Origin of the sequence: Vagococcus fluvialis, assembly GCF_003337315.1 — a bacterium.
GTDB lineage: Bacteria > Bacillota > Bacilli > Lactobacillales > Vagococcaceae > Vagococcus > Vagococcus fluvialis.
Map to the genome: position 1 here is coordinate 50,476 of NZ_QPJV01000016.1, position 9,945 is coordinate 60,420.

Here is a 9,945-nt window from a genome sequence, read left to right on the forward strand (position 1 = left end):
AGAGCTATTTCGTATGTAGACCTACAAAAACACACAGACCAAATTAGTCTGTGTGTTTTTGTTTTTTTGTAGATGTTTTATGAGGGGGATATGGTTACTTAGAACCATTGAGAAAATTTAAATTGAGGTTCTACTTTTTGATTTATACAGTTGATTCTAAAAAATGTTGAATCTGTTTCTTATTTTTTAAAATAATTACATGCTTAGAGTTAGGAACATTTTCTAGCATTTTTATAATTTCGATTCTTTGTTTTTTAGGAAAGTTCCAAATCCATTTTAAAAAAGAAAAATCAAGTTTTTCGGGACAATCATCTTGCATATCAGGTCTGGTTATTCCGTTAAACTCTTTGACTCTTTTTAGAACTTGATAGATACAAACAAATCGGTTGCGATCTAAAAAGATAATAGTGTCAGCTGATTCTATCCTCATATCTAAAGTGCCGCCGTAATTACCATCGATAATCCATGAGGGTTCTTTGAGTAAATTATTTTGGACCTCGATTTGGTACGCTCTTTCTGTCATTTCCCAATGTGGTTTCCAAAGTAATTTATCTAGATGAAAAACATCAATATCTAATTTGTCACCTAATTTTCTAGCTAATGTAGATTTACCAGCTCCACCTGAGCCAATCAAAATAATTTTTTTCATAAATACCCTCCAGTCTGATAGGTTAATTAATTAGTTCAACAGCTGAGTCAAAGTATTGTTCAATAAAATGTACTTCTTCCATTATTTCTTCAGCTGAATAATGCTCTCCAACACTTGAGACAACCCATTTAGTTTCAACATCATCTTTCCGATTAATGATAGCAATTAATTCGCCTTCAAATTCTTTTAAAGGTTTATTTACTTTTTTGGAAATTACATAAACGTCTTGCTCTTCACCGTCACCACCTATAATACCAGGAACAAATCCATAATTAATAGGATAAATATTATTAAACGAGTCAATATAGCCTATTGGTCTATCAATTGTCATTTTTAGATTTAGCTTTTCCATTTTATCAATCCTTTTTTTAAAAATTTAGATAAACATTAATTGTCAGCTTTTTTGAAAATGCTTTTGCCAATTAAAGCAACTAACATCGTTGAAATAACTTTGATTATATTTTGTTGCCAAGTAACATCTATTAATTTATTTAAAAATGATGATACTGAAAAAACAACAATAGCAGTCAACAGAAAAAAAATACCTTTTAAAATCAGATTAATATCAATTTTTTCAAGCATATATTCAAACTTAGTCTTGATGAAAAAGTATAGCCCAACAGCTAATCCTAATAAAATGAACAGCCCGTTTACAAACGGATCTGTCACTTTAGGGGAATCTAAAAATAATTCAGCTAATAATATAAGCCCATAAATGATAGTCCAACTAATAATGATTACAGCTATTTTTTTATTACTAGTAACTGTATCCGTATCTTTTTTTATTTTTTCCATAATTTCTTTATCTCCTTTTATCAATTCATCTAAAGATAAGTTAAATAAATCTGATAATCGAAGTAGACTTTCTAAATCAGGAGTTGTCTTTCCGGTTTCCCAATTAGAAATAGTTTTTTTAGAGACTAAAATTTTTTCAGCTAACTCTTCTTGATTGAATCCATACTATTTTCTTTTGTCTTTTAATACCTGACTTATTTTCACTTATCTTCCCCTGCAATCTAATATTTTTATTGTTTATTCTCAATCCAATGTATTACACTCTAGGAAAAAAGTCGATGGAAAATAATTGCACTTGTTGATTTAGCAGGATTTTGAATAGTTATATATCGAAAATATTTTTTAATTCAAAGAACTATTAAAAACTTGTTATAATGAATAATGATTAGAAAAACCTCTCTATATCAGCATGTTAAAGACCTTGTACGTCAAAAAACAGCCATGTAAAAGCTAGTAGATAGAGAAAAATAGATAAGTCAGTAATAATTTAGGTAGCGATAAAAAGGAGAATGATGAATGAGATTAGGAGAAGTTTTAAAAGAAAAAAGAGTAGAGTTAAATCTAACCCAAGAAGAAGTTGGTGAAAAATTATTTGTTACAAGACAGACAATTTCGAACTGGGAGAATGGTAAAACTTTACCTGATATTGATAGCTTAATCGATATTGCAACATTCTACGATTTATCCTTAGATAAAGTATTATTGAAAGGATCTGATATTGTGGAAGATATTAAAAAGAAAGAAAAATTAACGAGGCTGTATAATTGGTTGGTTGTTCCATACCTGATATTTTTTTTACTATTATTTTTAATGTATCGCTCTATTGTTGAAGACAACATGACTAATTCATTGGCTGTTTCTGGTTTACTATTTTTAACTTCAGCTATATTTTTCTTCTTTGAATCACAAATGAAAGAAATTAAAGGTATCCCAGCTAAGAAATGGACAGGTAAAAAAATGATAATAGCTATTGGTATTATTATTTTTGGTCTTGTAGCAGGTTTTTTATCAGGTTACTTTAATGTACTTAATGTTTAATTGAATCAACTATAAACCATCTAAGTAAAAATACTTAGATGGTTTTTTTGTTTGTATATTTTGTGAGTGTTAATGTGATGGAACTAAATGAAGTTCTTTTGTATAAATGGATTATTTGAATGAGAAAATATATTATAATAGTATATTTTCTAAAAAAATAAAAATTTGCTACGGAAGTTGTGGAGGAAATAGTCAAAGAGTATCATGATTCATTTTTTAGTGGTAATTCTGATAATGTTTTAGAAAAAATAGATAGTGGGCTTCTTGATTTTTGATTGGTCATTGATTCTGTGGAAAAAGAAAAATATGATTTTATTCAACTGCCACAATCAGATATATGGGGAATTTTAGTCAATACTAATCACCCTCTAGCTAGTTGTTCAGGTGTGACTGCCAAGGATTTATGTGAAACGCTACTTTTAAATTCCAGTCAATCTCTTACTAATAATCAATTTTCAAATTGGCTTGGAAAAAATAGCAGAAGCTTAAATACTATAGGTCACTATAATTTACTTTATAACGCTTCTTTATTAAGCAGTATTGGTAATACGGCAATACTTTGTATAGATGGCATTATAAATACAAACTATACTAAATTTGTAGTAGTTTTTGCTACTAGTAATGATAAAAGAATAGCTTTGTAATGTTATAATTATTAGTAACAACTATAATTTAGGAGTATTGATAATGGAAAAAAATACACATGCAAACTGTCCTGTAGCGACTACTTTAAAACTATTAAGCAATAAGTGGAAAATTTTAATTATTAGAGAGTTACTAAATGATACCAAGAGATATGGAGAATTAAAAAGAAATATTGAGGGTATCAGTGAAAAAATGTTGAGTCAAAGTTTAAAAGAAATGGAAAACGATAAATTAATAATCCGTAAAGTCTATGCTGAAGTTCCACCTAGAGTAGAATACTCTTTATCAGAAATAGGAAAAACGTTAAAGCCTATAATTGATTCGATGAAATTATGGGGGATAGAATATCAGAGTAAACTTTCTTAATACTAACTAAAAAGTAAGTAGCTAACTAAAAAGTGGCTACTTTTTTTATTTTTTTAATCTGCTTATAATGTATGTAACAAATGGATGGAGGTAATAAATATGTCTAACGAGATTTTAAAAGTCATTAAACATAATTTTATATCAAATGATTCTTTCATTTCATCTGAACAAATGGATGGTGAAGAAGTATTAAGAGTAATTAAAGATCCCATAGTAGATAAAGAAGATGAACCAACATTTGCAAAAATAGTAGGTCACGACTTTCATAATGGGACAATTGAGGTTGATGTATACAGTGAATTATTAATTAATGCACCTGAATACGCTCGTGGTTTTATTGGTGTAACTTTTAGAATTGATGAGAGAAACGAGACGTTTGAAGGAATTTATATACGGCCTACTAATGGTTCTGCCCCAGTTCAACTAAGAAGAAATAGAGCAACTCAATATTTTTCTTATCCGGATTATAAATATGACAGATTAAGAGAAGAAGCACCTGGAGAATATGAATCCTATGTAAGTATTGATATTGATGAGTGGATTCATATGAAAATTGAAGTTATTGATGATAAAGCAAAATTATTTGTTAATAATACTAAAGAACCTTGCTTAATTGTTAATGACCTCAAACATGGGAAAAATAAAAAAGGTAGTATAGGGCTATGGACAGATATCGGAACCAAAGGACATTTTAAAAATTTAAGGATAAACACTACTAATTAGTTATTTAATTTCATGGTAGATATAATGTGGTATTATCATCAGTTAAAAAGCCCTCAGAATCGATCTGAGGACTTTAAATGTTTTATAAGGTAAATCTCCATATTTTTCTCTTAAAATCATCAAAATTTAATGAGTGGTTTGCTTAAGTTATTGATAAATGTTATACTACGTAAGTAGTAATTTGAGCGTTATGGGGTCATTATGTTAAATCCTATTAGCATCACATTTATTGCAATATAATACGCGTATAATGATGCGCAAATAGGAGGAAAAACAACATGGCTAATGGAACAGTAAAATGGTTTAACGCAGAAAAAGGATTTGGATTTATTACACAAGAAGATGGTGCTGATGTATTTGCACATTTTTCAGCTATCCAAAGTGACGGTTTCAAAACATTGGATGAAGGTCAAGCAGTGACTTTTGAAGTTGAAGAAGGTCAACGTGGACTTCAAGCAACTAACATTGAAAAAGCTTAATTAAATTTAAACTATAAAAGGTACTTAGAATTTTTCTATGTATCTTTTTTTATACAAAAAAACAATCCATTCAGACTAATATCTTTGAACGAATTGTCTAGTTGTTGCAAAAAGCACTATTGCTAACAGTAGCAAAAGTATATATTGAAATGACTATTATTGCAAGATTATTTAAAAATTATAGATAATATCAGAACGGAGAAATATATTATGACTATCCAAAACGAAATTCAGAATGATAGAAAAAAAATACTTAGACTATTGGTAGAAGTACATTCTCAACATATTACTTTAAATGATAATCACTCAATTGGAGACAATAAAAATTGTAAAATTTGTCAGATATTTATTCAACTAAATGAATCGGATAACATATTGAGAGAGAAACTTAAGCTAATTCAAGAGGACAAAAACTTCATTCAAGATTTTAACAATTTGAGACGAAGTTTAGGAAGACTTCCTCAAGAGAAAGAATATAAAAATAAAATAGAAGTTATAGAAAGGTTTGGTTCATGGAATAATTTTCTTAATAAAACTCAAAATTATTTTAATCGTTGAGTTATAGACAAAATATTATTCAAATTTAAAGCCCTCAGAGCATTCTTCTGAGGACTTTGAATATTTTATAAGGTAAAACTCTTCGTATTTTTCTCTTAAAAACATCAGAGTTAACATAAGCGACGTTGTACTAATTTAATTCTAAAAATTTTTAATAATTAATTGTTTTCAGTATGAGTAATAGTAATAAATTGACTAATATCCTTAGAATAGATATGTTGGCTAAATTGTTGACTAATTATTTTACTAATATTTCTATAGGCAATTGATGGTGTATTAGGAACAACATAAAACGTATGACCATTTTCGTTATAAATAGGTGATTCAATATTTGTTGCATGGGTTCCTTCAATTGCATTTCCAGCATCTGCTGCAGCATCAATAATAAAACAATTATTTTTTAATTTTTTTTGTTCATTTTTTGAAATAATTGACCTTCCGTTTTCTCCAACTTCAATTCCATTAATAATTATATCAAACTCTCCAAGTTGTTCTTTAAATAGAGGCATCGTTTTTCTATAAAATAGCCGTACATTTGAGGAGAATTTTGAAATTGCATGGAATGAACCTTGTGAAACATTTCCAGAACCTAACACAGCAATTTTTGTTTGTTCATCAGGGAAAAAACCGTAGCTAATAAGAGCATGAATAGTACCTGCGTAACCGGCATAAAAACTATTTTGGTAAATAAAATTTGAAGGTATTGAGTTTAAGGGATACTCGTGATTTTTGAAGAAAACAGTGGGTTTAATATTATCTAAGTCTACAACAATTAATTCTTTAGGAATTGCTTGATTTTTCATAAAAGACTGTCCAGAACCTTTTGGATGAGTCCATCCAATGATAATTTGACCGTTTCTAATTAAAGGATAATCATTTGGTTGAATAAGTTTAAGAGAAAAAATGCCATCGCAAGTCTTAAAAATATCTTTTCGATTTAAAACAGTAACATTTTTATCTCTGTAAGCCTGATCAGGTATATTTAAACTTTCGCCAAATCCTGTTTCAATGTATAGTTCATTTTGAAAATCCTTAATATCTTTTGGAAGAAGGGGAACTCTTTGTTCGTTTGTAAAATCTGATTTAATAAATCCTAATTTCATATCAATCGCTCCTTACCAATATTTTAAATTACTTAGTTCTTCTTTTAGTATACACTTATATTTGTAAGTATGTATTTAAGTGCTCTAATTATATTATTTGGTTACCCTTTTTGATGAGACCAAAAATCTACTAGAGGTAAAAAACTGAATGATAAGTAACAAGATTTAAATATATTCTTAATTAGATATTATGCCAAGTGAAAAAAGAAATGCCATTTTTATGAAAAGTTTAATATAGCAGACATCTGTAGAATTCGATTATTTGAACATAAAATAACTTTCATATAAAATTGAACTATAAATAGGAGGAATGGATATGCCAAATAAGATGTCAATTTCAACTGTAGTAAACAGTGGTGGCCGTGAAGGTGAAAGTAAATCAGTGACTGGTTTTCTTGATTTAAAAACAAGTGGTCAAAGAAAGGAAGGTTATACTAATCCAGAAGAACTGTTTGCAGCAGGGATTTCTGCTTGCTTTAATGGCGCATTAGAATTTCCTTTGAAACGTGATGGGCTAGCTGATCGTAATCGAGAAATTAGAGCAGAAGTAACTTTGTTTGGCGATTTGCCAGATGAACATAGTTTACATCTTGAAGTAGCTTTAATTGGTAAAATAGAAGGGGTATCAAAAGATGATACTATGAAATATTTGAAGGAAACTGAATCAATTTGTCCTTATACAAAAGCAATTAAAGGAAATGTTAATATTACACTAGTTGCTGGGTAATATAAATTGATTTTTCATATCATATTTTTAAATAAAAAAATGGAGAAATCATTTCATATTTAAGGATTGTACCTTTAGTATTTTCTTATCAAGAAACTTCTGTTGGAAGATTTTTTATGAAGAAAGAATACAGAGGAAAAGGAATTATAGAAGAACTTTAAAAAAAGGGCTAGATTTTATTTGAAATGAATTAAAAGAAAGAATTGTTAAAATTAAAGCTCAAGATTATTAAAAAAATTCTATAATTTTTTTGGTTTTCAAACCATATCTAGAAGATAATATTCCTCATGTCGATATGATTTTACAACAATAACATAAATCATCACGATAGATAGGGATGGAGTCATATTAAGATATATATATAATCGTTAAAAAATCGAATTTATGAATTAAAAAGTCCTCAGAATCATTCTAAGGGCTTTAGATATTTCAAAGGGAATCTTTATTTATATAACTTTTTAAAATTATCAAGGTTAACGTAAGTGATGTGATCCCATTATTACCAAGGGTTACAGACGTAAATATTGTAAAAATCGATTGGACTACCTCAAATCAAAAAGTAGATTCTTATTAAATTAAGATTTTTTAAAAAGTTTCTGACTCGGTTGGATACTTTAATTTTAAGTAAAAAATTATTAAAGTAATCCTAAACTATAGTTAGATATTTTTACAAGATACGACCTAATAATTATGAAAAATATTAGTTATTTGATATAATGGTTTTATATGATTGATAGGAGGCAATAAGATGAACAAAAAACAACTAATTATTTTGGGATTAGGATCTGTATTTGGATTAGCAGTTCTAAAAAAAATGAATGAGAGAACAATCAATAAAGATTCTGTCAAAGGTAATGTCAAAGAAGTAGCTGGTAATATTACAGATAATGAATCATTACAAGTGGAAGGTGTAGTAGATCAAATTTTAGGCGCATCCAAAGAAGTATTTGAAGATGTAAAAGATTCTATTAATATTGTATCTAATACAGTATTAAGTCCAGGAAAAGTAAATAGAATTAAAGCTGGCTTACAAAAATCAGTAGGAGAAATGACAAATGACAAAGAGTTAGAAACTGAAGGGATTGTAGATGAAGTCCTCGGAACATCAAAAGAAGTTGTCTCTAATGCGAAAGAATCAGTTAATGGTGCTATGAAAGAAACTAAGGAATCACTTAATAAATAAAATGAAAGGTAGTTATTTAAAAAGTTATCAAAGAAATACGTATATGCTATTTAACAAAATATTATTTTTTTGAGATAACTTCTTTTTTTAAAGGCTGCTAATATAGGAGGGGATATGGTGAAATTATCGAAATCTGAACACACTATCATTCATTCTGCAACTGTTGCAGCAGGCGTAGTAGGTGCTAGTCCAATTCCTTTTTCAGATGCAGCTTTATTAGTACCTATTCAAACAACTATGATTGTTGCTCTTTACAAAAGAAACGGTTTAACTATCTCCCAAGGTGTTGTAAAAGGACTATTAAAAGCAACTCTAATTTCTGGATTTGGGAAATCATTAGCTGGTAACCTATTTAAGTTTATCCCTGGAGTAGGAACTATCGCTGGGGGAGTTATTAATACTGGAGTGGCGGTAACGTTTACTGAGTTTTTAGGTTTCTCTGTTGCTAAAGAGTTACATGAGGTTGAAGACGTTGATATACTTGAACTTACTCAGGTTATTGCGAGTACAATTAAAACATTTTCAAAAGGATAAATTTATATGTCAGCACTTTTAATGAACGTATTTAAATAATTAGTATTGTTAAATTGTTATTATATAAGTTATAACGCGAATATAAATTTTATTAACTATTATTCCCACAATAATAGTTATACTCAACCAACTTGGAAGTTGTTCTTGTAAATAGAACAACTTCTTTTTTTATTTATTTAATTATTGATGTTATATCTATATTAACTTATAAAAAATAAATAAGGAGCTCAATACTTTTTCTTCTAAGCTTTTAACTTGATGATAAAAATATCAAATGATAGTATAAAACTTATCAACTGATAAGTTTTATATGGAGGTGTAAAATAAATAGTTTCCGTAATGTGGTTTCGTCGAGATTTCAGACTAATGGATAACAAAGCTCTGTATCATGCGTTAAATAACTCTGAACAACTTATACTTATATTTCAGATAAATCCTGATCAATTCATATGCAACAGTTATAATCATAGAGCATTTTTTTCAAGTTTACGTCATTTAAAAGAACAAGTTGATACTTCCGCCCATCTTCAAGTTTTTTGGGGAGATCCTTTAATTTCTTTTAGAAAATTAAAAAATAAATTACCTGAGTGGAACTCAATCTATTTTAATTCTGATGAAACAGGATATGGGAATATAAGAGATCAACAAGTCCAACAATTTTTTGACGAAGAACAAATTAAAAGTTTTATTTATCAAGATGCTTATTTACATGGCTCTCAAGAAATAAAAAAAATAACAATGATTATTATCAAGTATTCACTCCGTATTACAAAAAATGGATTGAAAGAGAAAAAGAAAGTCCTATAAATTATAGTATCAATTTTGATAACATATATTCTGATATTTTATTTGGTTGCGTCAAGAATTATGTGTAAATGGAAAAAACCATTCTGTCGGTTAAGTTAAAACATTGATTCTAATGTATCTTGTATTTCTTTAAAACCTTTATGAATCCGACACAAAAATTTCTGATTATAGTTGTTGAATTGAGAAACTAAGAATCTCTCTAGAGATTCTTCATTAGGGAATTGTTCTTTTCTTTTTGTATATTTCTTTTCTTTTTGTATATTTCTTTAATTGTTTGTTAAAACCTTCAATCAAGTTAGTTGAATAAATGGTTCTTCTGATTGATGGAGGAAAATTAT

Annotated in this window: 14 protein-coding genes and 2 pseudogenes; 10 read left to right on the forward strand and 6 right to left on the reverse strand. The window is 28.2% G+C overall.

The genetic code is table 11. From position 1 onward, the window contains the following. Nucleotides 1-142: 142 nt before the first annotated feature. The 4 genes and pseudogenes from DFR54_RS12260 to DFR54_RS13550 form a co-directional block, all read right to left on the reverse strand. Nucleotides 143-649 (reverse strand): DNA topology modulation protein, encoded by a 507-nt coding sequence (locus DFR54_RS12260; RefSeq protein ID WP_114290454.1) that lies wholly within the window; start codon nucleotides 647-649, stop codon nucleotides 143-145. A gap of 22 nt (nucleotides 650-671) precedes the next feature. Beyond that, nucleotides 672-1,001 (reverse strand): inorganic diphosphatase, encoded by a 330-nt coding sequence (locus DFR54_RS12265; protein ID WP_114290455.1) that lies wholly within the window; start codon nucleotides 999-1,001, stop codon nucleotides 672-674. Nucleotides 1,002-1,036: 35 nt separating this feature from the next. Then, entirely contained in the window at nucleotides 1,037-1,444 is a 408-nt protein-coding gene (locus DFR54_RS12270; RefSeq protein WP_249033389.1) for a hypothetical protein, read from the reverse strand. A gap of 12 nt (nucleotides 1,445-1,456) precedes the next feature. Then, a pseudogene (locus DFR54_RS13550) lies at nucleotides 1,457-1,597 on the reverse strand (helix-turn-helix transcriptional regulator); the annotation flags it as partial. A gap of 363 nt (nucleotides 1,598-1,960) precedes the next feature. Between DFR54_RS13550 and DFR54_RS12275 the strand changes: the two are divergent. From DFR54_RS12275 to DFR54_RS12300, 6 genes are all read left to right on the forward strand, one after another. Then, nucleotides 1,961-2,482: a helix-turn-helix domain-containing protein gene (locus DFR54_RS12275; protein WP_114290457.1), complete on the forward strand. Its 522-nt coding sequence runs from the start codon at nucleotides 1,961-1,963 to the stop codon at nucleotides 2,480-2,482. 290 nt (nucleotides 2,483-2,772) lie between these two features. Then, entirely contained in the window at nucleotides 2,773-3,126 is a 354-nt protein-coding gene (locus DFR54_RS12280; protein ID WP_114290458.1) for a hypothetical protein, read from the forward strand. Nucleotides 3,127-3,169: 43 nt separating this feature from the next. Next, entirely contained in the window at nucleotides 3,170-3,493 is a 324-nt protein-coding gene (locus DFR54_RS12285; RefSeq protein ID WP_114290459.1) for a winged helix-turn-helix transcriptional regulator, read from the forward strand. A gap of 99 nt (nucleotides 3,494-3,592) precedes the next feature. Beyond that, nucleotides 3,593-4,216 carry a 3-keto-alpha-glucoside-1,2-lyase-like domain-containing protein gene (locus tag DFR54_RS12290; RefSeq protein ID WP_114290460.1) on the forward strand — a complete coding sequence of 208 codons (624 nt, stop codon included), beginning with the start codon at nucleotides 3,593-3,595 and terminating at the stop codon, nucleotides 4,214-4,216. 278 nt (nucleotides 4,217-4,494) lie between these two features. Then, the gene (locus tag DFR54_RS12295) at nucleotides 4,495-4,695 is read left to right on the forward strand and encodes a cold-shock protein (protein ID WP_114290461.1); all 201 of its coding nucleotides are present in this window, start codon (nucleotides 4,495-4,497) and stop codon (nucleotides 4,693-4,695) included. A 210-nt stretch (nucleotides 4,696-4,905) separates the two neighbouring features. Further along, nucleotides 4,906-5,253 carry a homing endonuclease associated repeat-containing protein gene (locus DFR54_RS12300; RefSeq protein WP_114290462.1) on the forward strand — a complete coding sequence of 116 codons (348 nt, stop codon included), beginning with the start codon at nucleotides 4,906-4,908 and terminating at the stop codon, nucleotides 5,251-5,253. A 158-nt stretch (nucleotides 5,254-5,411) separates the two neighbouring features. On the opposite strand, the gene DFR54_RS12305 is transcribed toward DFR54_RS12300, so the two are convergent. Beyond that, a complete protein-coding gene (locus DFR54_RS12305) occupies nucleotides 5,412-6,356 on the reverse strand; it encodes a Rossmann-fold NAD(P)-binding domain-containing protein (protein ID WP_114290463.1) in 945 nt (314 codons plus the stop codon). Nucleotides 6,357-6,672: 316 nt separating this feature from the next. Here DFR54_RS12305 and DFR54_RS12310 point away from each other — a divergent pair, with 316 nt between their 5' ends. From DFR54_RS12310 to DFR54_RS12330, 4 genes are all read left to right on the forward strand, one after another. Beyond that, the gene (locus tag DFR54_RS12310) at nucleotides 6,673-7,083 is read left to right on the forward strand and encodes an Ohr family peroxiredoxin (protein WP_114290464.1); all 411 of its coding nucleotides are present in this window, start codon (nucleotides 6,673-6,675) and stop codon (nucleotides 7,081-7,083) included. A gap of 748 nt (nucleotides 7,084-7,831) precedes the next feature. After that, complete coding sequence (locus DFR54_RS12320) at nucleotides 7,832-8,266, forward strand: CsbD family protein (RefSeq protein WP_249033390.1); 435 nt, start codon at nucleotides 7,832-7,834, stop codon at nucleotides 8,264-8,266. Nucleotides 8,267-8,383: 117 nt separating this feature from the next. Next, entirely contained in the window at nucleotides 8,384-8,800 is a 417-nt protein-coding gene (locus tag DFR54_RS12325; RefSeq protein ID WP_114290465.1) for a YcjF family protein, read from the forward strand. Nucleotides 8,801-9,166: 366 nt separating this feature from the next. Then, on the forward strand, nucleotides 9,167-9,607 hold the full coding sequence (locus tag DFR54_RS12330) for a deoxyribodipyrimidine photo-lyase (RefSeq protein ID WP_406718453.1): 441 nt from the start codon (nucleotides 9,167-9,169) through the stop codon (nucleotides 9,605-9,607). 95 nt (nucleotides 9,608-9,702) lie between these two features. Here DFR54_RS12330 and DFR54_RS12335 read toward each other — a convergent pair. After that, a pseudogene (locus DFR54_RS12335) lies at nucleotides 9,703-9,945 on the reverse strand (transposase); the annotation flags it as partial.